This window comes from Exiguobacterium sp. s150 (assembly GCF_018618435.1).
GTDB classification, from domain to species: Bacteria; Bacillota; Bacilli; order Exiguobacteriales; family Exiguobacteriaceae; genus Exiguobacterium; species Exiguobacterium alkaliphilum.
In genome coordinates, this window is sequence record NZ_JACSMC010000013.1 from 15,606 (window position 1) to 40,474 (window position 24,869).

Below are 24,869 nucleotides of genomic sequence, written 5' to 3' on the forward strand. Positions count from 1 at the left end.
GCGATACGGAATAGTACCCACTTACAGAAAAATAGAGGAGGAGAAGCAGTGCCGACTTATAATTTTTCAGCCGGTCCGGGGATGTTGCCCGCACCGGTGTTGGAAGAAGTACAATCACAACTTCTTTCCTATAAAGAAAGCGGCGTCTCGATCGTCGAGATGAGCCATCGTTCTTCGGCATTCATCGAAGTGGCAAGGGAACTCGAGCACCGGCTTCGCCGTTTGATGCACATTCCAGACACGTACGCCGTCCTGTTCCTTCAAGGTGGGGCGACGCTCCAGTTCTCGATGGTCCCGATGAATCTGGGCAAATCGGGCCGCTTCGCCTATCTCGACAGCGGGACGTGGTCGAAGAAGGCGATTCAAGACGCAAGCCGGTTCGGTGATGTCGTCCTTGCGGGTAGTTCGGCGGCAACAACGTATGGGACGATTCCAGTTTGGCCGGAATCGATTCAAGACGTCGACTATCTTCATTTAACGTTGAACAACACGATTGAAGGTACCCGCTACACCGCGCTTCCTGAGACGAACGTCCCGCTTGTCGCCGACGTCTCGTCCAACATTCTGGCGGAAGCGATTGACGTCGAGCGCTTCGGCCTCATCTACGCCGGTGCCCAGAAGAACATCGGGCCGGCCGGGTTGACGCTCGTCGTCATCCGTCGCGATTTGATTGTCGAACGTGACCTGCCGTCATATCTCGCTTACAGCAAACACGTCGATACGCTCTTGAACACCCCGGCGACGTTCAGTCTCTATGTCGCCGAACGGGTCCTCGCTTGGATTGAAGCGGAGGGGGGCGTTTCGGAGATGGAGCGCCGCAACCGCGAGAAGAGCGAGCGATTGTATCACGCGCTCGATACGTCATCGTTGTTCCGTCCGATTGTGACCGATACGACGTGCCGCTCGTTGACGAACATCCCGTTCACGACGGGGGATGACGTCACGGACGAGGCGTTCCGGAAGTTTGCAGAAATGCGCGGGTTGATTGAACTCGGCGGCCACCGGTCGGTCGGCGGGTTGCGGGCGAGCCTATACAATGCGATGCCGCTCGAAGGCGTCAATCGCTTGATTGAAACGATGCAAGAGTTTGAACAGGGGGGACACGATGTTTCACATTAAAACGTATAATCAAATCGCACAGGAAGGACTCAATCGCTTCGAACCGAGCGAATATGCCCTCAATGCGTCGGAGCAGGCGGACGCCTGGGTCATCCGGAGCCATGACGTGCACGAGGCGGAGATTCCGCCTTACCTGCTCGCTATCGCCCGCGCTGGAGCCGGGGTGAACAACTTGCCGCTCGAACGGCTGGCCCGTCAAGGCGTCGTCGTGTTTCACACCCCGGGAGCGAATGCGAACGCGGTGAAAGAACTCGTGCTCGCGAGCATGCTTTTGTCGGTCCGGCCAATTTTACAAGGCGTGCGTTGGGTCAACGAGCATACGTTCAACAGCCAGACGCTCCTAGAGCGGGCGATGGAAGACGAAAAACGTAAGTTCGTCGGGGCGGAGCTTCGAGGTAAGAAAGTCGGCATCGTCGGCCTCGGGGCAATCGGCTCGGCGCTCGCGAGCGACTTGATTCAGCTCGGTGTCGACGTCGTCGGATACGACCCGCATCTATCGGTCGATGGGGCGTGGAACGTCTCCAAGCAAGTGAAACGGGCGCGGCACGTGAGCGAACTGCTCGCCGATATCGACCTGTTGTCCATCCATATGCCGCTCACGGCAGATACACGTGGCATCATCGACGCCTCATGGTTCAATCAAATGAAGCCGAGAACGACCGTGTTGAACTTTGCGCGCGGTGAGCTCGTGAACGATTCCGACTTGTTGGACGCGCTCGATGGGAACGTCGAGACGTACATCACCGACTTCCCGAAACAACAGCTTCTCGGACATCCGCGGATTGTCGCATTCCCACATCTCGGGGCGTCGACGAAAGAGTCGGAAGTGAACTGTGCCGTCCAGGCGGTCGACACGTTGAAATCGTATTTGGAGACCGGCAACATCCGCCACTCGGCGAACTTTCCGGACACCGAACTGCCGTACATCGGCAAGCGCCGTCTGGCCGTCCTCCATCTAAACGTCCCGAACATGGTCGGCCAAATCGCGAGCCGACTCGCTGAGAACGGAATCAACATCGACAACATGGTGAACCGGAGTCGAGGGGACGTGGCATATACGTTAATTGATATCGATAATCACCAGAACGAGAAACTGTCGGTCCACACGCTTTATGAGATCGAGGGCGTCATGCGCGTCCGTGAATTTTGAGGAGGAATGACCATGGTCGTATTCAAACCGTTTGCCCCATACATGCCGAAACATCCCGAGAACGTCGCCGCCGACCCGTACGATATCGTCAGCGTCGAACAGGCGCGTCTTGACGTCGAACAGCGTCCCGATTCGTTCCTCGCGGTCGATAAGCCAGAACTGTTCATGGCGGACATGCCGCTCGAGGCGTGGGGACAACGAGCCCGTCATGAGCTCGAGCGGCTTTACGAGAGCGAGTTGACCGAACGGACGAACGGATTTTATGTGTATCGGCTCACCGATCAAGGGCGTGTCCAGACAGGGCTCGTCGCCACGTTCTCAGTGGCAGATTATGAGGCAGGTCGCATAAAGATTCATGAGCACACGCGTGCCGTGAAAGAACGCGAACGCGTCGAGCACGTCTCGGCGACGAAAGCGCACACCGGCCCGATTTTGATGAGCCACGCGCCGGACGAAGGGTTGCGTCGCATCCTAGACGACGCGACGACAGGGGAGCCGTTGTTTGCCTTCACGGACAGTCAAGGTGTCGTCCATGAAGGCTACGCCGTGCCATCGAAGCATCAAGCACGCGTCATCATGCTCGGGGCCAACATTCCGGCCATCTATATCGCCGATGGGCATCACCGTGCCAAGGCTGCAGCCGTCGTCGCACGGAGCCCGCTTCATGAAGGAGAGTCCAAACAAGAACGGGACCACTTCCTCGGCGTCTTGTTCCCGAGCGATGAGCTGACGATTTTGCCGTACCATCGCGTTTTGCAAGATGTGGCACCTGAAGAAGTCGCGGCGCTACTAGACGGCCTCTCCTTTAGTTACGAGATTGAAGCCGCAGAAAATGTATTCGTCCCGACCGAGAGTGCGATGTTCGGTTTGGCTTTTCGAGACAAGCATTACAAGCTGACGAAGCGACAAGACGTCGAGGCGTTAGCCGTCGCGACGCTTCAACGAGACATCCTCGAGCCGTACTTCCGAGTCGAGGATGTCCGGACGGATGAACGCATCGATTTTGTCGGTGGAAAAGACGCGATTGAGCGCCTCGAAGCGTTAGCTAGGCGACAGGACGTCGTCATCCTGACGTGCCACGCCACGGCGATGGAAGAACTGATGCGCGTCGCGGACGAAGCGGGCCAAATGCCGCCGAAATCGACGTGGTTCGAGCCGAAACTGAAGAGCGGGCTATTCATCCATCGCTTTGACTGAACACGCATAGTGGCATCGCGGCGCAAAAAACGTTATAAATGGAAAGAGAAGAAAGGGGTGGCCGCTCATGGCTAAAGCCGTATATCTTCACATTCCATTTTGTGAACATATTTGTTATTACTGCGATTTCAACAAGGTGTTCTTAAAGAACCAACCGGTTGATGACTATTTAGATGCACTTGAACGAGAGATCGAACTATCGCTCGAACAATATCCGACCGATACGATCGAGACGATTTTTATCGGCGGCGGGACACCGACCGCGCTCAATGAGGCGCAGATGAAACGACTCATGGACATGGTCGAACGTCATCTGCTCCCGCTCGCGTCTCCGAATCTTGAATACTCGGTCGAGGCGAACCCTAACTTCGTCAGTACCGAGAAACTCGATACGATGAAGCGAGGCGGCGTCAATCGCCTCAGTTTCGGCGTCCAGACGTTCGATGACGGCGGGTTGGAACGGATCGGCCGGACGCATCGGGCCGATGACGTGTTCCACACCGTCAACGAAGCGGCGAAACGGTTCGATAACATATCCATCGACCTCATGTTCGGGCTCCCGGAACAGACGCTCGAACAAATCGAGCGCGACCTCGACTTGACGTTCCAGCTGCCGATTCAACACGTCTCTTCCTACTCGCTCATTTTAGAGCCACATACCGTGTTCGCGATTCAAGAGCGAAAAGGGAAGCTGCGCCTTCCGGGTGAGGATATCGAAGTCGCGATGTATTTGAAAGTGATGGAGACGCTCGAACGACGCGGGTTGAAACAATATGAGATTTCAAACTATAGCCTCGAAGGACGGGAGAGCCGGCACAACCAAGTGTATTGGCGCAATGAAGAGTATTATGGCTTCGGTGCCGGGGCACACAGTTATTTGAACGGGGAACGGCGGGCGAACATCGCACCCATCCCGCACTATATTAAAGCGGAAGGGTTACCGGTCCGCAGTACGACGCCGCTCGAGACGGTCGAGAAGATGGAAGAGGAGCTTTTCCTCGGTCTTCGCATGCGTTCCGGTGTAGCGTTCGAGACGTTTGAAGCGAAGTACGGCCAATCGATGGAAGCCGTGTTCGGTCACGTCTTGGCCGACCTCGAGGCGAAGCGGTTAATCGAACGGACGGACACGCACGTCCGGCTGACCGAGTCCGGTCTGCCGCTCGCGAACGAGGCGTTCGCCGCCTTTATCGGCGAGGCCCGTGTCGACTCTGATGCGGTTCAGTAAATTGCGCATACAAAAAGGGAATCCACGATGGATTCCCTTTTACGTTATAAGACGAGGTCGCGATAAATCGGCGTGAGCCGGCTGAACGTGTCCTCGACGAGCGCGAGGAAGGCCGCCTCGTTTTGGAGGATCGACGCATCGGCCGGAAGTTGGCGACCGATTAAAAAGTCGGCTTTCTTCACTTCTTTGAACCGCTCTAAAATCGTGTCAATCGCCTCTTGAGACGTATCTTCAAGTAGGAACGCTTCCTTCTTCATATGGTCACCGGCAATGTGGAAGTCCGGGAACGCCGTCTTGACGTCAATCTTCATGAGACGTTCAGCAATGGCTGCCTTGTTCGGCATCTCATAGATGAACGCGAGCCAGACGAAGACCCGATCGTCGAATAGACCGACCTGGAAGTGCGGGTGTTTCTTGTAGCCGCGTTTGTCGTGGCAAATGGCCATCCACGTATCTTTCGGCGGATTGACCGTACGACGCGCATGTTTGGCGACGTGCAAGTAGAGCGGGATTCCGACGTCCGCTTCGAGTTGTGGACCGACTTCCTCATAGATTTGATGGAAGAGCGGTTGGATGGTCGAACGAATCCCTTCCATCCGTACATCGAGACCGTCTTGTGTGAATACGTCAAATTGTTGTGTTGTAAACATTTAATCACCTCACCTCGTATGATACCGAAATGAGTCGTAAGATGCATCGGCGGCGACTTCGGAACAACTGGAAAAAATGAAGCGAATGAATTGACAAATATGGAGAACGTGATAATATTTGAAGTGTGATTAGCACTCAGTAAATATGAGTGCTAATAAAGCGAGGCCAATCATTCAGAGAGGAGTGAAAACGTGCTGACGGAGAGACAATTGCTCATTTTACGAGCCATCATTGATGACTATATTCAGACGGCACAACCGGTCGGATCGCGTACGTTATCGAAACGAGATGATCTTTCGTTCAGTTCGGCGACGATTCGAAACGATATGGCTGATTTGGAAGATTTGGGTCTCATCGAGAAACCGCATACTTCAGCCGGGCGCATTCCTTCTGAGGTCGGCTATCGCTATTATGTCGATCACCTCGTCGAGAAACGAGTGATTGACGAACGGGAGACGCACCATCTCGGTGAACGGTTGCGGGCGTCGGCGCAAGAGTCGGATCTGCTCATTCGTCAAGCCGCTGACCTCCTCTCTGACTTGACCAACTATACGACGGTGGCACTCGGCCCCAATAGCCAAATGAATCGTCTGGCCCGCATCGATTTGATGCCACTCGATGAACGGCGCGGTGTCGTGTTGATTTTGACGGACCAGGGCCACGTCGAACATCGGACGCTTGTCTTCGAATCTCCGATGGCGCCGGACATGGTCGAGGAGACGATTCGGTTTTTAAACGATCGGTTGAAAGGGACACCGATCGGGCAGTTGAAGCAGCGCCTTGGCGAGGAAGTGTCAAAGCTTCAACTCGCGAATCGAGAACAGTATGAGAATATGTTGCAACTGATTCAATCGACTGCCGGACTGCAACATCCGACCTCGCTCTATTTAGGCGGGAAGAAGAACATCTTCAATCAACCGGAGTTTCAATCGCTCGATACGCTCCGCCCGTTCCTCGAATGGATCGATGAACAGGAGCGCTTGACCGATTGGCTCGAATCGTTGCCAAACCGCGAGATTTATGTGAGCATTGGGAGCGAGAACGGGATCCTCGCGCTTCAAAACTGTAGCGTCATCACGTCGGATTATACGCTCGACGGAAAAACGTTCGGAACGATTGCGATGATCGGTCCGACGCGGATGGACTATCGGCACGGCGTCCAAATGATGGGGCAGTTGATTGAAGCGCTCAGGCGAACGAAATTAGAAGAGTGACGGAAAGGAGCCTCAACATGACAGTTGACAACCAGAACGGTCCAGACAAGGACGAAGTGCTCGAAGAGAAAGATTTTGAGCCGAAACAAGAAGCGACAGAAGTCGAAGCGGACGAGGTTTCAAATGCTCAGATTGTGGAAGAAACTTCTGAGGGGACGGATTATGAAAAAGAAATCGAAGCACTGCGAGCGAGCGAGCTTCGCATTCGCGCCGATTTTGACAACTTCCGTCGTCGGACGAATGAAGAGAACGCGAAACGCATCAAGTTCGCTTCCCAGTCAGTCATCGAGAAATTGATTCCGCTCATCGATAACTTCGAGCGGGCACTTCAAGTCGAAGCGACGTCTGACGATGCGAAACAGATTCAGGCGGGCGTCGACATGATTCACCGTCAGCTTCTCGATGTGTTGAACGGGGAACAAGTCGAAGCGATCGACGCGGTCGGTCAGCCGTTTGACCCGAATTTTCATCAAGCGGTCATGCAAGAGCCGAGCGACGAGTTCGATTCAGGCGTCGTGACGATGGAGCTTCAAAAAGGGTACACGATGCATGGGCGTGTCATTCGTCCGAGCATGGTAAAAGTCGCAGAATAACATTACTTAACTAGATGGAGGAATCGACAATGGGTAAAATTATCGGAATTGACTTAGGTACAACGAACTCATGTGTAGCAGTGATGGAAGGTGGCGAAGCAGTCGTCATCTCGAACGCGGAAGGGAACCGGACGACACCTTCTGTCGTCGCCTTCAAAGGGGAAGAACGTCAAGTCGGTGAAGTCGCTAAACGTCAAGCGATCACGAACCCGAACACGATCCAATCAATCAAGCGTCACATGGGTACGTCACATACAGTAGAAGTCGATGGCAAGAAGTTCACGCCACAAGAAATCTCGGCCATCATCTTGCAAAAACTCAAAAAAGACGCAGAAGACTACCTCGGTGAGTCTGTCACAGAAGCGGTCATCACGGTGCCTGCCTACTTCAACGACGCCGAACGTCAAGCGACGAAAGACGCTGGGAAAATCGCCGGACTCGAAGTCAAACGAATCATCAACGAGCCGACAGCAGCGGCACTCGCTTACGGCCTCGACAAAGGTGAAGACCATACGATTTTAATTTATGACCTTGGTGGCGGTACGTTCGACGTCTCGATTCTTGAGCTCGGCGACGGCGTCTTCGAAGTTGTGGCGACAGCCGGTGACAACCGTCTCGGTGGCGACGACTTCGACCAAAAAGTCATCGACTACCTCGTCCAAGAGTTCAAAAAAGAGAACGGCATCGACCTCGCCCAAGACAAGATGGCGCTCCAACGCTTGAAAGATGCGGCCGAGAAAGCGAAAAAAGACCTCTCGGGCGTGACAAGCGCGCACATCAGCCTCCCGTTCATCACGGCCGGAGCGGCTGGCCCGCTTCACTTGGAGACGACGCTTACGCGTGCGAAATTTGACGAATTGACAGCCGACCTCGTCGAGCGCACGATGGAACCGACGCGTCGCGCCTTGAAAGACTCAGGTCTCACACCGTCTGACCTCGACAAGATTATCCTCGTCGGTGGTTCGACGCGTATTCCTGCAGTCCAAAAAGCGATTCATGATTTCACGAAGAAAGAGCCGTTCAAAGGCGTGAACCCGGATGAAGTCGTTGCCCTCGGAGCTGCGATTCAAGGCGGCGTCCTTGCCGGTGACGTGAAAGATGTTGTCCTTCTCGACGTCACACCACTTTCGCTCGGAATTGAGACGATGGGCGGCGTAATGACGAAGTTGATCGATCGCAACACGACAATCCCGACATCGAAGTCACAAGTGTTCTCGACAGCGGCGGACAACCAGCCAGCCGTCGATATCCACGTTCTTCAAGGGGAGCGTCCGATGGCGCCGGATAACAAGACGCTCGGTCGTTTCCAATTGACGGACATCCCGCCGGCACCACGTGGCGTCCCGCAAATCGAAGTCAAATTCGATATCGACGCGAACGGGATTGTACACGTTTCGGCGAAAGACCTCGGCACGAACAAAGAACAATCGATCACAATTCAATCGTCTTCAGGAATCGATGAGGCTGAAATCGAGCGGATGGTAAAAGAAGCCGAAGCGAACGCCGAAGCGGACAAACAGCGCAAAGAAGAAGCAGAACTCCGTAACGAGACAGACCAGCTCGTCTTCGCGACAGACAAGGCGATTAAAGACCTTGGCGACAAAGTGGATGCGGCCGACAAAGAGCGCGCGGAAGCAGCGAAAGAGAAAGCGAAGTCTGCGCTCGAAGGCACAGACCTTGAAGCAATTCGTACGGCGAAAGACGAATTGTCGAACGTCGTTCAAGAGTTGACGCAAAAAGTATATGCGAGCATGGCTGAAGAGCAAGGTGCTGAAGGCGCCGAGACACAGACGGAAGCGAAAGACGACAACGTCGTCGACGCCGAGTTTGAAGATCTCGACGACCGTAAATAATAAAACGGATGGGAGGGCGCCAAAGCAGGTTTCTGCTTTGGCTCTTTCTATGTTAAGGTAGAATCGGTAAATTCGAACTTTAAAGACGAGATAGGAGAGACTGACGTGGCGAAACGAGATTATTATGAAGTGCTTGGCCTAGATAAATCGGCCTCGGCGCAAGACATTAAACGAGCGTATCGGAAGCTCGCGCGAGAATATCATCCAGACATTAACCAAGAGCCGGATGCAGCAGATAAATTCAAAGAGATCGGCGAGGCGTATGAAGTATTGTCCGATGAGCAGAAACGGGCCCAATACGACCGATTTGGTTTTGAAGGGGCGAGCCAGTTCGGTGGCGGCGACTTCCAAGGTGGATTTGGTGACATTTTCGACATGTTCTTCGGTGGCGGCGGACGCCGTCAAGATCCGAACGCGCCGCGTCGAGGGGAAGACTATCAATATGTCGTCGACCTCGACTTCATGGAAAGCGTGACGGGTAAGACGGAGACGATCGAACTCGAGATTGAAGTCGAATGTGACACTTGTATGGGCAGTGGTGCCAAACCGGGGACGAAACCAGAGACGTGCGGCCGTTGTGGTGGCAGTGGCGTCGAGACAGTTGAACAGAATACGATTCTCGGCCGGATGGTCAACCAACGGCCATGTAGTCAATGTCACGGGACAGGGAAGACGATTAAAGAAAAGTGTCCGACGTGTCACGGTTCAGGCCACGTCAAGAAGACGCAGCGCGTCGAAGTGAAAATTCCAGCTGGGATTGACAACGGCCAACAGATTCGGATGTCTGGAAAAGGCGGTCCTGGTTTTAATGGGGGACCGGCTGGAGATTTATACGTCGTCGTCCGTGTCCGCGGTCATGAGATTTTTGAGCGCGTCGACCAACATATCGCAATGGAGATGCCGGTCACGTTCGCTCAGGCAGCACTTGGCGCTGAAATCGAAGTGCCGACCGTCCACGGAAAAGTCAGCTTGAAAGTCCCGGCCGGCACACAGACCGGATCGAAATTTCGTCTTCGCGGAAAAGGGATGCCGAGCGTTCGTGGCGGTGGTCACGGGGACCAATACGTCACCATCGTCGTCATGACACCGACGAACATGACGGACCGTCAAAAAGAGTTGCTCCGCGAGTTCGAAGAGATTGGCGGCGAAGCGGGCGTCGAAGAACAACACGGGTTGTTCCAAAAAATGAAAAAGTTTTTTAGTCACTAAAAGGAGCGTGTTCAAACGATGAAATGGTCTGAAATTTGTGTCCACACGACACAGCAGGCGGTCGAGGCCGTATCGAATTTATTACATGAAGTGGGGGCACAAGGCGTCGTCATCGAGGACGTCGAAGACTATGACCAGATGATGGCTGAAGACCATTTCGGAGAGATTTGGGACGTCTCGGGACGTGAATCGTATCCGACCTCAGGCGTTTACGTCAAAGCGTACGTGCCGGCGTCGAGCGACTTTCAGGACACGCTCGCCGCGTTCCGAAAAGAAGTCGACCGGCTACGAGACATCTTGGACATCGGTAGCGGAGACGTGACCGTCGCCGAGCTCGACGAAGAGGACTGGGCCCACTCGTGGAAACAATACTATAAGCCCGTCAAAATCTCACAACAGCTCACGATCGTCCCGCTCTGGGAGGACTATGAGCCGCAACCGGAAGAGAACGTCATTCTCCTCGATCCGGGCATGGCCTTCGGGACGGGCACGCATCCGACGACGATGTTATGCATTCAAGCGATCGAGAATTACATTCAGCCGGGTGACCGCTTGATTGACGTCGGGACCGGTTCAGGCGTACTTGCCATCGCGGCGGCGAAACTCGGGGCGTCACACGTCGAGGCGCTCGATTTGGATACCGTCGCCGTCGAATCGGCGCGACAAAACGTCGAGACGAACGGGGTCGAAGCGCTCGTCGCCGTCAACACGGGTGACCTGTTGAAAGGAATGGACGGCACGTATGACCTCGTCGTCGCGAACATCCTCGCGGACGTCATCTTGCTCTTTATCGACGATGCGTACGACCGCGTCAAACAAGGCGGTTACTTCATCACATCCGGCATCATCGGTCAGAAGCGGGCGGAAGTTGCCGAAGCGCTCCAAACGGCCGGCTTTGTCATTGAAGAGACGCGTGTCATGGAAGATTGGGTTGCCATCATCGCGAAGAAGGGGTGAGCGCATGCAACGATACTTTCTGAACAGAGACGCGCTCGCGAATGACCACGTCGTACTACCGGCGGATATCGCCCATCATATCGGGACCGTGCTCCGCGGACAGCCCGGCTATCGGCTCGTCCTTCTCGACGGGGAAGGATACGAGTACGAGGCCGAGGTCGTGACACTCGAGAAGAAGTCAGGGACGGTGCGTGTGATCGAGAAACGCCCGGCGACGACGGAACTGCCGATTGAGGTGACGCTCGCCTATGCGCTCCCGAAAGGTGACAAAGTCGAACTCGTCGCCCAAAAGGCGACCGAGCTCGGCGTGCACCAGTTGCTTCTCTTCGAGTCGAAACGGTCGGTCGCGAAGTGGGACGCGAAAAAAGCGCCGAAAAAAGTCGAGCGTCTTCAAAAGATCATGCAGGAGGCGGCCGAACAGTCGTATCGTGCCATCGTCCCGACGTGTTCGTACATCAGTTCACGAGAGTTGTCACGACAGCTCGAGACGTACGATGCCGTCGTGGTCGCCTATGAGGAAGAAGCGAAGCAAGGAGAGAAAGCGGCCTTTGCGACCGTGCTCCAGACACTTCGACCTAGGGCCAAGCTACTGCTCATCGTCGGGCCGGAAGGTGGCTTTGATGAGGGGGAAGTGATCGAGTGGACGGAACGCGGGGCACAGGCCTGTGCGTTCGGACCACGCATCTTGCGTTCTGAGACGGCGCCGCTCTACGCGCTCGCTGCCATCTCTTATGCGCTCGAATTGACGTAAAAAAAGCTCTCGCCGCGTGCGGCAAGAGCTTTTTTCATTTCTTCGTCAATGTGATTGTCTCTTTTGTGACGTTCCCCGCGAGGTCGACCGCCTCGAACGTGAACGTGTTCTCACCAGAGACGACAGGAAGCGTGAGCGTCTCGGTCCGAGAGAACGGACGCATCTCATATGGCGCCTTGAGCGTTTGGCTGAACTTCAAGTCTCCGTTGACGAGTAACTTCACTTCGTCAAAGTTATCTTTCACCGTCACGTCCAAGCGGACGGACTGCTGGTTTTTATTAATCGTTTTTGGAAGCTTCCCGAACGAGATCGTCGCTGGTGTCGCATCGACAAAGATCGTCCGTTGGAAGTTCGCGACGTTACCGGCCGCATCTTCAGCGACAAAACGTAACTTGTGCACGCCGTCGGCGAACGTCCGCGTCGTGTTGAAGTCATAGCGTTTCGTCGCCTCGTTCCACGTGAGTGGGACGTCCGTGCCATCGACTTGGAATGATTGAATCGCAGAGGCGTCTTGAATCGAACCGGCGATCGGGATGACCGAAGTCGCGTACGGTGCGAGCGCGAGCGGGGCCGTCAAGAAGACGCCTGGCTTGTCGGCGTCGTTCGAGTACGCCACTGCTTTCGTCGTCGCGTTACCGGCATGGTCCGTGACGCGGACGCTGATGGAGTCGCTCTCGGCGAGCGAGGCGAACGTATGCGTCGCTGTCGTGTCAGCAGATGTCGCAACGGCTTTTCCGTTGACGAGGTACTCGACCGAACGGACGCCGGCGAAGTCGTCTTTCGCTTGGACCGTCAAGCTGTCACCTTGCCATTTCGCTGTGAACGTCGGATCCGTGTAGTCGACTTTGACCGGGAAACGAAGCGTCTGTGCTTCTTTTTTCATGTAATCGATGCTCGCTTCAATCTCGTAGAAGTACTTGCCGGCAGGTGCCGGTTTCCCGTTCAACTGGCCGTCCCACTTGTAGGCTGCCGAGTAGTAGTACGGTGTGTTGCGTCCGCCATCAAAGTAATTCTTCCGCAACTCATCGTCTTGGCGGAGGGTACGGACGACGTTTCCGGCTTCATCGACGATGCGGTACTTCACATCTTTCGCGTTTCGGAGCAACGAGAAGACTGGTGTCGCGGCGTCTTTCACGCCGTCACCGTCTGGCGAGAAGGCGATGGCATCAAAGTTTAACGACTTGTCTAACTTAGCGCCTAGGTAGTTCCCGGCTTGATCGACCATGCCGGCAGTCTCATAGAATGAGCCCGACTCATAAACCGAAGCGTCGAAGATTGGTGCCTTGCCCCAGTCCCCTTCGAAACCGACGAACGGTACGACGAGATCTGGGTTTCCTTCAGACCCGTTCGAATCAGACAGGCGGATGAAGCCGTCGACGAAGTACCCGTTCTCGAACACGTCTTTTGCTGCCACGAGGCCGCTCAACGTTTTCGGATTCAATACTTGTGCTTTCGAGACATCGACAGCGACTTTAACTTCTGTCTTTTGATTCGGTTTCAACTTCACCGAGTTGACTGCCTTCCCGTTGACGGTCACCGTCGCGTTTTGAAGCGGTTGGGCTTCCATCGCGTTTTGGACGAGGCCTGGTGTGCGCTCGATGGCGAGGTCTGTCTGGAGCGATGATGAGACGTCATACGAGACGGCTTCGTTCGACAAGTTCTCGACGACGAGCGTGAACGTCGCTTTGCTGCGGTTCAATTCCTTCAAGGCAACTTTTGCCTCTTTTGACGTCTTCTCATAGGCGACGGCTGGTGTCGAGACGGCAGCGTGCAACTGCATCAAGCCGGCTCCACCACGACGTGGCGTGTACGGGATGTTTTGTTTCAACTGTTGATTGTATGGGCCGATATCGGTCACAGCTTTCGACGTGTTAATCAACAAGTTTTTCGCCATCGTGACGCGATCGACGCCGTCGAGGTCGAACTGCTCATCGACACGTTGCAAGACGAGCGCTGCGCCCCCAGCGACGTGAGGGGCCGCCATCGACGTACCGCTCATGAGGCCGTATTGGTTATCGTTGAGCGTCGAGAAGATTTGACCGCCCGGTGCCGCGATTTCTGGTTTGAAATCGAGGTTCGGTGTCACGCCCCACGATGTGAAGTTTGACAACGCGCCAGCCGCGCGGTTGGCCACGCTGATTCGATCACCGTTGAAGCCGATGCGCATCTGTTCGCCAGCGATCAGACGGTCGCGCAAGTCGTTCCCGTCCTTGATGCTGAGTGAAGCCATCGGGATTTTCGGGTTCGACAAGGCCATGCTCACATAGTCGCCGTGACCGACCGTACCGCGGACGATGACACCGGCCGCGCCGTTCGCTTCGGCTGTCTGTTGGATGTTCGAGTAAAAGTAACTACCGTCTCGGACGGCGAGCACGATTTTCCCTTTGACATCTTTGCCGACGTAGTTTGCCGGCTGACCGTCGCCGACGTAGACGATATCGTATTCGCCTTGTGTGAAGGCTGGTCCGTCTTGCTTTTTCCAACCGATTTTATCAGTCTTGTCACCTGAGCGGACCGAGAACGCGTCGAGCTGGATTTGGTCGTTCTCAAGCGAGGCGACCGATGTCGAAGCCGAACTAACGCTCGGTGAACCGACGACGCCCGTGTCTGGGTTGTTGGCATATGGCAAATCGAATCCGTTCCCAAAGTAAGCCGAGTTCCCTGCCGAGATGGACATGAACACACCGTTATCGACAGCGCGTTGAACGGCTTGTTGTTCCGGGGAATCGGCGCTGACGAATCCAGCGGTCGATCCGAGGCTCATGTTGATGACGTCTGCACCGAGCTTGATGGCGTCATCAATCGCTTTGATGTAGATGTCTCCGTAGGTCGAGGCGTAGTTCGGGTCATTACTGAATACTTTCAGTCCAAGGACTTGGGCCTCAGGCGCAACACCTTTCAATCCGCCAGTCTCTTCGTTTCCGTTCGCGGCAACCGTTCCGGAGACGTGCATCCCGTGCATCGATGCACCTGGTGAATCGTCGCGGATGTCATCATTCTCGTCATAATAGTTGTATGCATACGGGACCTTATCGTTTATGTACGCGCCGGCCATCCCGAATTCGCTCACGGCCGATGTGACCTCGGATTCAGAGAGTTCGGCTTTTGACTGATCGCTCAATCTGAAGTCGCGATGGTCCGCATCGACACCGGTATCGATGACGGCGACGACCGTCCCTTCTCCTGTATAGCCGTAGTCGCCCCATGTCTGTTGGGACTGGACCATGCCGTTGCTCGTCACCATGTCTGGCTTCACTTCCGGACGTTCGTACTCGTTGACGAGATGGACGGCCGCGACTTCTGGCAACGCCTCGATTTTTTCGATATCGGCTGTCGTCGCGAACGTACTGAATCCGTTGAAGACGGTCGTGAACTCTTCGAGTGGTTCGACTTTGACGCCTTTTTTCGCAATCGCGTCTTTCGCTTTCTTTTGCTCGGCCTTCACGAGACCGTGTGCCCGATCTTTCTCGGCTTTTGAAAGCGCATTAAACTTTTTACCTTTTTGTTTCGCTTGTTCAATGGCTGGGGCGCCGACGAGTTCGACGACGACACGAAGTTTTTCTTGTTTGTCACTGACGGCGACGTTCGCCGTGACCGACGGTTTGGCAAGGACTGGTTCGGCACCGAGACCGAGAAGGCCAGGCGTCAATGCGAGGCAAGTGGCGAGGGATACGTTAACGTAAAATTTAGGTTGTGGCAAAATAAATCCTCCATTCGTTTTCTAAAGATTTAATCTATTTGTGGAAAATCATAGCGGAACAACGATTTAATTTCCTTTTATTTTTTAAAAATCAGGGTAATGAATTTGAACAAATTAAAAAATTCTGACAATTACTTTTGTCCTAACGACTCATAATTGGATGGGTCTTTTTTCGTTTTGAGACATCGATTTATAAATAATGCGGCTGATTGAGACGAGAGCGATACAATTCACTTGAGATTTTTCAAAAAAGTTGATAAAGTCTGGGTATAGAATTCATATAAAACATATCAACATAGTCGGAATAAAGAAGAATGAGGTGGACCAATGGGACTTCAGTTCATGGATATTTTTAAAGAGTGGGCGTCACAATACGATGAGACGGTGAACGGGCACGACGAACAATACAAAGAAGTGTTCGCCGGGTATGACACGATGCTTGACGAGGTCGTTGAGCAGTTAGACGGACGCGTGATGGAGTTTGGTGTCGGGACTGGAAACTTGAGTGCCCGTATTCTTAAACAGCACGAGTTGATTGCGATCGAGCCTTCTGATGAGATGCGTGAGGTAGCGATTCAAAAGCTCGGGATTGAAGTAAAGACGGGTGACTTCTTGAACTATCCGGCCGAGCAATGCGTCGATTCGATTGTATCGTCTTACGCGTTTCACCATTTGACAGACGTCGAGAAACGTCAAGCGATCGAGAGCTATGTCGAGCATCTTGATTCACCAAGGTTCGTCTTGCTCGATACGATGTTTGAGTCAGCTGAAGCACGGGCACAGATTATTAATTGGGCAACGGAACATGGTTACGCTGACTTGGTCGAAGATTTGAACCGCGAGTATTATCCATACACAGACACGATCCGGTCGATTTTAGAAGACAACGGATACGCTGTGCAGATGGAACAAAAAAACAAATTTGTATGGCTCGTCGTGGCCACGAAACAAACAGGAGGAACACAATCATGAAAAGTTATAAAGTCGAAAGCTTTAATTTAGATCATACAAAAGTACAAGCGCCTTACGTCCGTCTAGCCGGAGTGAAGAAAGGCACGGCCGATACGATTTATAAATATGATATCCGTTTCATTCAACCGAACGAGGGGCTCATGCCGATGCGGGCCGTGCACTCGCTCGAGCATTTGATTGCTGAAAACAGCCGTAGCCATTCGAACCAAATTATCGATGTATCGCCAATGGGTTGCCAGACAGGCTTCTACTGGACGATGCTCAACGACGGCGATTACGAAGCGATGCTCGACCTCGTCGAAGCGACACTGCGCGACGCGGCGAATGCGACAGAATTACCGGCGCAAAACCCGATTCAATGCGGAAGCGCGAACCATCATGATTTCGAGGGCGCCAAAAAACTTGCGGCTGATATGCTCGCGAAGCGTGACGAGTGGCACATCATCTTCAAGGACGAGGCGTAAATGATCGTCCGGGATGTGTATGAGCTTATCGGACATACCCCGCTCATCGAGTTGACGACGTTACCTGTCCCGGAAGGCGTGAAAGTGTTTGGAAAGATGGAGATGCGAAATCCAGGTGGAAGCGTCAAAGATCGTCTTGGTCTTCAATTGATTGAACGCGCGATTGAGCGAGGTCAACTCACACAGGGCGGGACGGTCGTCGAACCGACCGCCGGGAATACCGGAATCGGCCTCGCGCTCGCTTGTCAAAAGTTCGGGATTCGACTCATGACGGTCACGCCTGAGAAATTCAGTCAAGAGAAACAAGCACTCATGCGCTTGCTTGGTGCGACAGTCGTTAACACCCCGACGTCGCTTGGGATGAAAGGGGCGATTGAGCGGGCGAAAGAACTGGCAGTCGAACATGACGCGTATTTGCCTGAACAGTTCTCGAATCCTGATAATCCGGATACGTACGTCGAAACGCTCGCTTTAGAATTACTCCACGATCTTCCGCAGATTGATGTCTTTATTGCGGGCGCAGGTTCTGGCGGGACGTTCACGGGCGTCGCGAAAACGCTCAGACCGAACGGGACGAAAACGATCGTTGTCGAGCCAGAAGGGTCGATTTTAAATGGCGGGGCACCGGGTTCTCATAAGACAGAGGGTATCGGGGTTGAGTCGTGGCCGGTTTTTCTAGACGAGGCTTACGTCGATGGCATCTATACGATTACAGATGAGGACGCATTCTACTACGTGGCCCACATGGCCAAGCGCGAAGGGCTTCTTATCGGAAGTTCGTCCGGGGCGGCCATCGCGGCTTGTGTCCAGGAAGCCAACCAGATGACCGAAGGCGTGATTGTCACGATTTTGCCGGACAGTGTGGAACGATATTTAAGTCAAGGGATAGTCGAGGAGGCAGAACATGCGTACAAAAACAGCGCTCATTCACGGCGGTAAAACGACGGACCCGCTAACAGGGGCCGTCACACCGGCGATTTATCAAACGAGCACATACAAACAAGACGGAATCGGTAACTTGCGAGAAGGGTACGAGTATTCACGTACCGCTAACCCGACGCGCACGGCACTCGAGACGTTGATTGCAGACATCGAGGGCGGCGCACGTGGTTTTGCGTTCGCATCGGGGATGGCAGCCGTGTCGACGATTTTAATGCTCTTAAAATCTGGGGACCACGTCATCGTCGGTTCTGATGTATATGGAGGAACGTACCGTGTATTCAATCGAGTATTTCAATCACTTGGCTTGGAGGCATCTTTTGTCGATACGGCCGATGAGACGGCGGTCCGCGCCGCGCTTCAGCCGAACACAAAAATGATTTACGTTGAGACACCGACGAACCCGCTCTTAAACGTCACGGATTTGAAGCAGATGCGTCAAATCTCGGACGAGGCGGGGACGTTGTTCGTCGTCGACAATACGTTCATGACGCCATACTTCCAAAATCCGATCGAGTTCGGAGCGGATTACGTGCTTCATAGTGCGACGAAGTATTTAGGGGGCCATAGCGACGTCGTTGCCGGTCTCGTCGTCTCGCGCACCGAAGAACTCGGTGAAGACTTGGCGTTCTTACAAAACTCGGTCGGTGCCGTTCTCGGGCCACAGGACAGCTTCCTCGTTGTCCGTGGCATCAAGACGCTTGCCGTCCGTATGGAAGAAATCGAATCGAACGCGCTCGCGCTCGTCGACTTCTTGACGAAACATGAAGCAGTCGGACGCGTCTTGCATCCGAGTATCGCTAGTGAGGAAGCGAAGCGTGTTCATACGTCACAAGCACGCGGGTTCGGCGGCATGATCGCCTTTGATGTCGGATCAGCCGAAGCGGCCGAATTGATTGTCGCGAAGACGCACTATTTCACGCTTGCGGAAAGTCTCGGTGCGGTCGAGAGTCTCATCAGTGTACCGGCACGAATGACGCATGCATCAATTCCGCCTGAACGACGCCTCGAGCTCGGGATTACAGACGGGCTTGTTCGAATCTCTGTCGGCCTTGAAGACGTAGCTGACTTGATCGAAGATTTGGAACAAGCGCTCGCTGCCGTCGAGACGATTTCAAACTAAATGACTTAGGAAGAGAGGCAGTGCTTCGAGCACGCCTCTTTTTGTTCTGTATATAAGAAAGAAATATGTTGAATGTGGATAACGCATCGACTAAACTGACGTTAATTGTAGGAGAGGGCAGGTGAATACGTTGAATAAAGGAGTCTTGACCACGGTTGGCGCATACGTCATGTGGGGGATCCTCCCGATTTATTGGAAGTTTCTACAGGAAATCCCGAGCAGTCAAATTCTCGCTCATCGAATCGTTTGGTCGTTTTTATTCATCTTGCTCGTCTTGAAGTGGACGAAACAGTGGACGGAATTCAATTATGCGTTACGTCACCGAGCGACTCGAAACGCTTTCATGTTGAACGGGTTCATCGTCAGTGCGAACTGGTTTGTTTACATATGGGCCGTGAACCATGGTTACATCATTGAAGCTTCACTCGGCTATTACATCAATCCGCTCGTCAGTATGGTGTTAGGGGTGCTCGTGTTTCGGGAATCATTAAATCGGGTCCAGTGGCTCGCTGTCGGGGTGGCCACGATTGGGGTGCTCGTCTTGACGTTTGGTTACGGTTCATTCCCTTGGATTGCGTTCATCTTGGCAAGTACGTTCGGATTTTACGGGATGGTGAAAAAGCGACGGCCGCTCGCCTCGACGGTCAGTCTCGGCATCGAGACGCTCGCTGTTGTACCGGTCGCGGTTTTGTTTCTCGCGTTCGAGACGTCGCGGGAGACGCTCACCCTCACTCCGTCTCCGATTATTTGGCTCGCCCTACTCGGGACCGGCGTCATGACGGCGTTACCGCTCTTGTTGTTCGGCTACGGAGCGCAGCACATCCCGTTCACACTTGTTGGGTTTTTGCAGTTCATCGCACCGACAATCAGTCTGGCGATTGGCGTCATCCTGTACCATGAGCCGTTCACGGCATATCATGTGTTCGCGTTCACGTGTATTTGGCTCGCCATCTTCTTCTTTAGCTGGAACAGCTGGGTCCAAACGAGAAAACGACGCCAGCTTGCTTAAATGAAAGCTGTTACAAGCGCGTAAAACATGATAATATGTTAGAGGTCAGACCTATATGTCAGACTTAACGATCAAAGGAGGAACTATACGATGGAATTAGCACGTTATATCGACCACACGGCTTTAAAGGCTGAAACGACGAAAGATCAAATTACAAAGCTTTGCGAAGAGGCGCTCGAGTACAAATTTGCGAGCGTCTGTGTCAACCCGACATGGGTAAAGTATGCAGCAGAACAACTCAAGTCAGATGACGACGTGAAAGTATGCACGGTCATCGGCTTTCCACTCGGAGCCAACACGCCAGAAGTGAAGGCGTTCGAGACGAAAGATGCAATCGCGAACGGTGCAGATGAAGTCGATATGGTCATCAATATCGCAGCGTTGAAAGACGGCGACTTGGAGCTTGTCGAGCGCGACATCCGCGCGGTCGTGGAAGCAGCGAACGGTACGCTCGTTAAAGTCATCTTCGAAACGTGCATGCTCACGAAAGAAGAAATCAAGACTGCGGCCGAGTTGTCAGTCAAGGCTGGTGCAGACTTTGTGAAGACGTCGACTGGTTTCTCGACGGGCGGCGCGACGGTTGAAGATATTCGCCTCATGCGCGAAACGGTCGGCCCGGATGTTGGCGTGAAGGCATCGGGTGGCGTACGTGACTTTGAAGGCGCGAAAGCGATGATTGATGCGGGTGCGACGCGCATCGGCGCATCGGCTGGAATCGCCATCGTCACAGGCGGTCGTTCAGATAGCGACTATTAACAACTAGTGGTTGACCTCACGACTTAATTTCACTATAATATGATATGACGTGTGAAACACGTTTCCTTAGTCGTGTAATTCGGAGGGAGGGAAAACTAGTGGAAACTCGTGTCCGTAAAAACGAATCGCTTGAAGACGCTCTTCGTCGTTTCAAACGCGGTGTTTCGAAAGATGGCACTCTTGCCGAAGTTCGCAAACGTCGTCACTACGAAAAGCCAAGCGTAAAACGTAAATTGAAATCAGAAGCTGCGCGTAAGCGTAAGAAATTCTAATTTCAGTTTCATTTGTAGAGAGGGTGTTAGCTCATGAGTCTTCAAGAACGCTTGACGGACGACATGAAGCAAGCCATGCGCGCCAAACAGAAAGATCGTCTTACGACGATCCGGATGGTCAAAGCGTCGCTCCAAAATGAGGCTATCAAATTTGGCCGACAAGATCTTACTGAGGAAGAGGAACTCACGGTGCTCAACCGAGAGATGAAACAGCGCAGAGACTCCCTCCGAGAATTCGAAAGCGCTGGTCGTGAGGACCTTGCTTCTAAAGTTGCTGACGAGATTGTCGTGCTAGAGGCCTATATGCCTGAACAACTCTCTGAAGAAGAGGTCACTGCAATCGTCAAAGCAGCTATCGCCCAGACGAATGCGTCGGCCCCATCTGATATGGGTAAGGTGATGGGCGTCGTCATGCCTCAAGTTAAAGGCAAGGCAGACGGTGGTCTTGTGAACCGAATCGTCAAACAACAATTGACGAATTGAACGAATTGGCAGGGTCTTTTGGAAATTCCAAAAGATTCTGCCTTTTTTTGCGTATTCTGAAACCACATTCAATCTCGTTTCGTATACACTAGAGATAAGAGGTAGCTTTTTATTTGGAAGGGGGTAGCAATACGATGACATTTGGTCTCGGAGTGATTCTGACAGTGTTTTTCGTCGGAGTCGTCCTTCTTGGAATTGAAGTGTTCGTTGCCGGTTTTGGGTTGTTTGGAGTGCTCGGTATAGGTGCGGTCGTCGCCAGTCTGATTATGGCAGGCGCCACGATCGGTCAGTTGTGGCTATCGCTCGGTTTGGCCACGGCCATCGTTGCCGGACTTGGATTTTGGGCGTATCGACGTTTGCGGTCGAATCGGTCGCTCATGTACAAGGGCCTTATTTTGACGGACTCGACGTCGTCAGAAAAAGGTTACTTGTCTCACGCCGACAAACAAAGTTTGCTCGGTAAGGTCGGCGTCACATTGACACCACTTCGTCCAGCGGGTACCGCTGAGATTGAAGGAGAACGAATCGATGTCGTAACAGAGGGTAGCTATCTCGATCAACAAACTAAAATTCAGGTGTATAAAGTGGATTCAGGACGCGTCGTCGTCCGAAGCTTTGTAGAGCCGAAGGAGGATGTAACAGAATGACACCAGAACTATTGACCACGTTACTCATCTCAGGTGGAGGTTTGATTGCCCTAGCGGTATTCTTCACGTTCGTACCGGTAGGATTATGGATTAGCTCGTTCGCAGCAGGCGTTCACGTTTCAATCTTTACGCTCGTCGGGATGCGTCTCCGTCGCGTCGTCCCATCGAAAATCGTCAACCCGCTCATTAAAGCGGTGAAAGCCGGACTCGGTTTGAACACGAACCAACTCGAGAGTCACTTCCTTGCCGGCGGTAACGTCGACCGTGTCGTCAACGCATTGATTGCGGCACACCGCGCCAACATCGAGCTGTCGTTCGAACGAGCGGCAGCGATTGATCTCGCTGGTCGGAACGTGCTTGAAGCGGTCCAAATGTCGGTTAACCCGAAAGTGATTGAAACACCGTTTATCGCTGGTGTGGCGATGGATGGGATCGAAGTAAAGGCGAAAGCCCGCATCACGGTTCGCGCCAACATCGACCGTCTCGTCGGTGGTGCCGGTGAAGAGACGATCATTGCCCGTGTCGGGGAAGGGGTCGTTTCAACGATCGGTTCGCAAAACAATCATAAGCACGTACTTGAAAACCCGGATTTGATTTCACGTACAGTATTGACGAAAGGTCTTGATTCAGGGACGGCGTTCGAGATTCTCTCGATTGATATTGCCGACATTGATATCGGTAAGAACATCGGTGCGGTACTTCAAACAGACCAAGCCGAAGCCGACAAAAAGATTGCCCAAGCGAAGGCGGAAGAGCGCCGTGCGATGGCGATTGCTCGCGAACAAGAGATGAAATCTTCTGTTGAAGAGATGCGCGCGAAAGTTGTCGCAGCTGAAGCCGAAGTCCCACTCGCGATGGCCGAGGCACTCCGCCACGGTAAACTCGGTGTCATGGACTACGTCAACTACTTGAACGTCCAAGCCGATACAGACATGCGTAAAGCGATCGGTCACCCAGTCGAATCTGACAATAGAGAGTAATCGATATGGATGGACTGTGGGTACTCCTACTCGCCGCGTTCGGGATCGCCTCGGCGGTCATGAAGCGGTTAGAGAAATCCTCGTCGACGACGGGAGAGCGTCCCCCAAGTTCGGACTTGAAACGCTATCTCGATACGGTCGGCGATATGATGAAAGAAGTCGAAGGTTCGCTTGAGGAACCGAAGCAAGGACAAGGCCAGGGACAAAAACTGCGACGCCGCGTCGCGGCTCCTGCGGACCCGGAACAAACGTTAGGTCGTCCGTACGACCCAGACCGTCACGCGCCGAAGTCGCGAGAGCGACAACCGGCCGTCAGTCGGGAGTTTGAACAGACGGTGAAGATTCCGCCAATTACGGAGGCGGAATCGACACGTCCACAACCACAACCACGCATGTCGATGAAGCAAGTGAGACAAGCGGTCGTGTGGAGTGAAATCATTCAGCCACCCGTTTCAAAACGTAAGCGCTGAATGAAGCAGTGACGGGAACCGCCTTGATGTGTTGGTTTAATCCAACAATCAAGTGCGGTTCTTCTCGTTGCTGCTTTTTTGCTCGTGGAAGGGGCGGTCTTTCTTTCACGAACGGCTTGATAGTGCTAAAGTAAAGAGGGAACAATCTATTCAAGAGGGGGAGTATCATCCATTGATTATGACTGATAAAATTCCGTTCGTCATGGAGCATGCGAACGAAGCACAAGCACTCCTTGGACCGAAAGACGAAGTGTTCGAAGCTATCGAATCTGAGCTTTCCGTCGCATTGACACCTCGAGGAGAAGAACTCATCATTCAAGCAGACTCAGCCGATACGTTAGAGCTGACGAAACAAGTCGTCAAGACATTGCAACAGCTCGTAAAGAAAGGCGCACGTTTGAACGAGAGCGATGCGATCAGCGTGATTCAACATATTCAAGTCGGGAAAGGTGACGAGTTGCTCGAACATTACGAACGCGTCGTCTTCACGACGAGCAAAGGGAAGCCGATTCGTGCGAAGACGGTCGGGCAGAGCCGTTACGTTCGCGCCATCGAGCGCCGTGACCTCGTCTTCGGAATCGGTCCGGCCGGTACGGGGAAAACGTATTTGGCGGTCGTCTTAGCCGTCCGTGCTTTGAAGGAAGGTCAAGTGAAACGCATCATCTTGACACGACCTGCCGTTGAAGCCGGAGAGAGCCTAGGCTTTTTACCGGGCGACTTGAAAGAGAAAGTCGATCCGTATTTGCGTCCGCTTTATGACGCCTTATTCGACGTCTATGGCGTCGAACAGACGAATCGCCTGCTCGAGCGCGGGACGATTGAAGTCGCCCCGCTCGCCTATATGCGAGGACGGACGCTCGAGGACGCGTTCGTCATCCTAGACGAGGCACAGAACACGACGAAAGAACAGATGAAGATGTTCCTGACTCGACTCGGTTTCGGGTCGAAGATGGTCGTCACGGGTGACTTGACGCAAGTCGACTTACCGAAAGGGAAAGCGTCCGGCTTACAAGAGGCGCTCCGCCTGTTAGAAGGGGTAGACGGGATTCATTTCGAGCACTTTACCGCTTCGGACGTCGTGCGCCATCCACTCGTCAAGAAAATCATCAACGCCTATAGCACGGATCTTACATGA

At 53.5% G+C, this 24,869-nt stretch carries 24 protein-coding genes; 22 read left to right on the plus strand and 2 right to left on the minus strand.

Annotation, left to right across the window (positions count from 1 at the left end):
• Positions 1-48 precede the first annotated feature (48 nt).
• The 4 genes from serC to hemW all read left to right on the plus strand — a co-directional run bounded on the left by serC (position 49) and on the right by hemW (position 4,691).
• Positions 49-1,119, plus strand: coding sequence for a 3-phosphoserine/phosphohydroxythreonine transaminase (gene serC, locus KNP76_RS08080; protein WP_276514429.1), 1,071 nt, complete (start codon positions 49-51; stop codon positions 1,117-1,119).
• Positions 1,106-2,269 carry a phosphoglycerate dehydrogenase gene (locus KNP76_RS08085; protein WP_034809393.1) on the plus strand — a complete coding sequence of 388 codons (1,164 nt, stop codon included), beginning with the start codon at positions 1,106-1,108 and terminating at the stop codon, positions 2,267-2,269. Before serC ends, KNP76_RS08085 begins: the two co-directional genes overlap by 14 nt.
• A gap of 12 nt (positions 2,270-2,281) precedes the next feature.
• Positions 2,282-3,466: a DUF1015 domain-containing protein gene (locus tag KNP76_RS08090; RefSeq protein WP_214844009.1), complete on the plus strand. Its 1,185-nt coding sequence runs from the start codon at positions 2,282-2,284 to the stop codon at positions 3,464-3,466.
• A 67-nt stretch (positions 3,467-3,533) separates the two neighbouring features.
• Entirely contained in the window at positions 3,534-4,691 is a 1,158-nt protein-coding gene (gene hemW, locus KNP76_RS08095; RefSeq protein WP_214844011.1) for a radical SAM family heme chaperone HemW, read from the plus strand.
• A 44-nt stretch (positions 4,692-4,735) separates the two neighbouring features.
• Here hemW and KNP76_RS08100 read toward each other — a convergent pair whose 3' ends face one another.
• Complete coding sequence (locus KNP76_RS08100) at positions 4,736-5,341, minus strand: DUF1054 domain-containing protein (protein ID WP_214844013.1); 606 nt, start codon at positions 5,339-5,341, stop codon at positions 4,736-4,738.
• A gap of 192 nt (positions 5,342-5,533) precedes the next feature.
• Between KNP76_RS08100 and hrcA the strand changes: the two genes are divergently transcribed.
• The 6 genes from hrcA (at position 5,534) to KNP76_RS08130 (ending at position 11,919) form a co-directional block, all read left to right on the plus strand.
• The gene (hrcA, locus tag KNP76_RS08105; RefSeq protein WP_034814824.1) at positions 5,534-6,556 is read left to right on the plus strand and encodes a heat-inducible transcriptional repressor HrcA; all 1,023 of its coding nucleotides are present in this window, start codon (positions 5,534-5,536) and stop codon (positions 6,554-6,556) included.
• 17 nt (positions 6,557-6,573) lie between these two features.
• Positions 6,574-7,149 (plus strand): nucleotide exchange factor GrpE, encoded by a 576-nt coding sequence (gene grpE / locus KNP76_RS08110; RefSeq protein WP_051622730.1) that lies wholly within the window; start codon positions 6,574-6,576, stop codon positions 7,147-7,149.
• Between the two features lie 29 nt (positions 7,150-7,178).
• Positions 7,179-9,002 (plus strand): molecular chaperone DnaK, encoded by a 1,824-nt coding sequence (dnaK, locus tag KNP76_RS08115; protein WP_211780868.1) that lies wholly within the window; start codon positions 7,179-7,181, stop codon positions 9,000-9,002.
• 105 nt (positions 9,003-9,107) lie between these two features.
• Positions 9,108-10,211, plus strand: coding sequence for a molecular chaperone DnaJ (dnaJ, locus tag KNP76_RS08120; protein WP_034814828.1), 1,104 nt, complete (start codon positions 9,108-9,110; stop codon positions 10,209-10,211).
• Positions 10,212-10,229: 18 nt separating this feature from the next.
• Positions 10,230-11,168, plus strand: a complete 939-nt coding sequence (gene prmA, locus KNP76_RS08125; protein ID WP_214844015.1) for a 50S ribosomal protein L11 methyltransferase — start codon at positions 10,230-10,232, stop codon at positions 11,166-11,168.
• 4 nt (positions 11,169-11,172) lie between these two features.
• Positions 11,173-11,919 (plus strand): 16S rRNA (uracil(1498)-N(3))-methyltransferase, encoded by a 747-nt coding sequence (locus KNP76_RS08130; RefSeq protein ID WP_214844017.1) that lies wholly within the window; start codon positions 11,173-11,175, stop codon positions 11,917-11,919.
• 34 nt (positions 11,920-11,953) lie between these two features.
• Here KNP76_RS08130 and KNP76_RS08135 read toward each other — a convergent pair whose 3' ends face one another.
• A complete protein-coding gene (locus KNP76_RS08135) occupies positions 11,954-15,619 on the minus strand; it encodes a S8 family serine peptidase (RefSeq protein WP_214844019.1) in 3,666 nt (1,221 codons plus the stop codon).
• 342 nt (positions 15,620-15,961) lie between these two features.
• Between KNP76_RS08135 and KNP76_RS08140 the strand changes: the two genes are divergently transcribed.
• The 12 genes from KNP76_RS08140 (at position 15,962) to KNP76_RS08195 (ending at position 24,869) form a co-directional block, all read left to right on the plus strand.
• On the plus strand, positions 15,962-16,591 hold the full coding sequence (locus KNP76_RS08140) for a class I SAM-dependent methyltransferase (protein ID WP_251137399.1): 630 nt from the start codon (positions 15,962-15,964) through the stop codon (positions 16,589-16,591).
• Positions 16,588-17,055: an S-ribosylhomocysteine lyase gene (locus tag KNP76_RS08145; RefSeq protein ID WP_021065678.1), complete on the plus strand. Its 468-nt coding sequence runs from the start codon at positions 16,588-16,590 to the stop codon at positions 17,053-17,055. Before KNP76_RS08140 ends, KNP76_RS08145 begins: the two co-directional genes overlap by 4 nt.
• Positions 17,056-17,994: a PLP-dependent cysteine synthase family protein gene (locus KNP76_RS08150; protein WP_214844023.1), complete on the plus strand. Its 939-nt coding sequence runs from the start codon at positions 17,056-17,058 to the stop codon at positions 17,992-17,994.
• On the plus strand, positions 17,960-19,117 hold the full coding sequence (locus tag KNP76_RS08155) for a bifunctional cystathionine gamma-lyase/homocysteine desulfhydrase (RefSeq protein ID WP_214837952.1): 1,158 nt from the start codon (positions 17,960-17,962) through the stop codon (positions 19,115-19,117). Before KNP76_RS08150 ends, KNP76_RS08155 begins: the two co-directional genes overlap by 35 nt.
• A 121-nt stretch (positions 19,118-19,238) precedes the next feature.
• Positions 19,239-20,126 carry an EamA family transporter RarD gene (gene rarD, locus KNP76_RS08160; protein WP_260564072.1) on the plus strand — a complete coding sequence of 296 codons (888 nt, stop codon included), beginning with the start codon at positions 19,239-19,241 and terminating at the stop codon, positions 20,124-20,126.
• A 90-nt stretch (positions 20,127-20,216) separates the two neighbouring features.
• On the plus strand, positions 20,217-20,882 hold the full coding sequence (gene deoC / locus KNP76_RS08165; RefSeq protein ID WP_034814844.1) for a deoxyribose-phosphate aldolase: 666 nt from the start codon (positions 20,217-20,219) through the stop codon (positions 20,880-20,882).
• 77 nt (positions 20,883-20,959) lie between these two features.
• The gene (gene rpsU / locus KNP76_RS08170; protein WP_029334745.1) at positions 20,960-21,154 is read left to right on the plus strand and encodes a 30S ribosomal protein S21; all 195 of its coding nucleotides are present in this window, start codon (positions 20,960-20,962) and stop codon (positions 21,152-21,154) included.
• Between the two features lie 33 nt (positions 21,155-21,187).
• Positions 21,188-21,637: a GatB/YqeY domain-containing protein gene (locus KNP76_RS08175; protein WP_034809424.1), complete on the plus strand. Its 450-nt coding sequence runs from the start codon at positions 21,188-21,190 to the stop codon at positions 21,635-21,637.
• 134 nt (positions 21,638-21,771) lie between these two features.
• The gene (locus KNP76_RS08180) at positions 21,772-22,284 is read left to right on the plus strand and encodes an NfeD family protein (RefSeq protein ID WP_214844025.1); all 513 of its coding nucleotides are present in this window, start codon (positions 21,772-21,774) and stop codon (positions 22,282-22,284) included.
• Entirely contained in the window at positions 22,281-23,264 is a 984-nt protein-coding gene (floA, locus tag KNP76_RS08185; RefSeq protein WP_034809426.1) for a flotillin-like protein FloA, read from the plus strand. Before KNP76_RS08180 ends, floA begins: the two co-directional genes overlap by 4 nt.
• 5 nt (positions 23,265-23,269) lie before the next feature.
• Positions 23,270-23,734, plus strand: a complete 465-nt coding sequence (locus KNP76_RS08190) for a hypothetical protein (protein ID WP_214844027.1) — start codon at positions 23,270-23,272, stop codon at positions 23,732-23,734.
• Between the two features lie 178 nt (positions 23,735-23,912).
• Positions 23,913-24,869 carry a PhoH family protein gene (locus KNP76_RS08195; RefSeq protein WP_034809432.1) on the plus strand — a complete coding sequence of 319 codons (957 nt, stop codon included), beginning with the start codon at positions 23,913-23,915 and terminating at the stop codon, positions 24,867-24,869.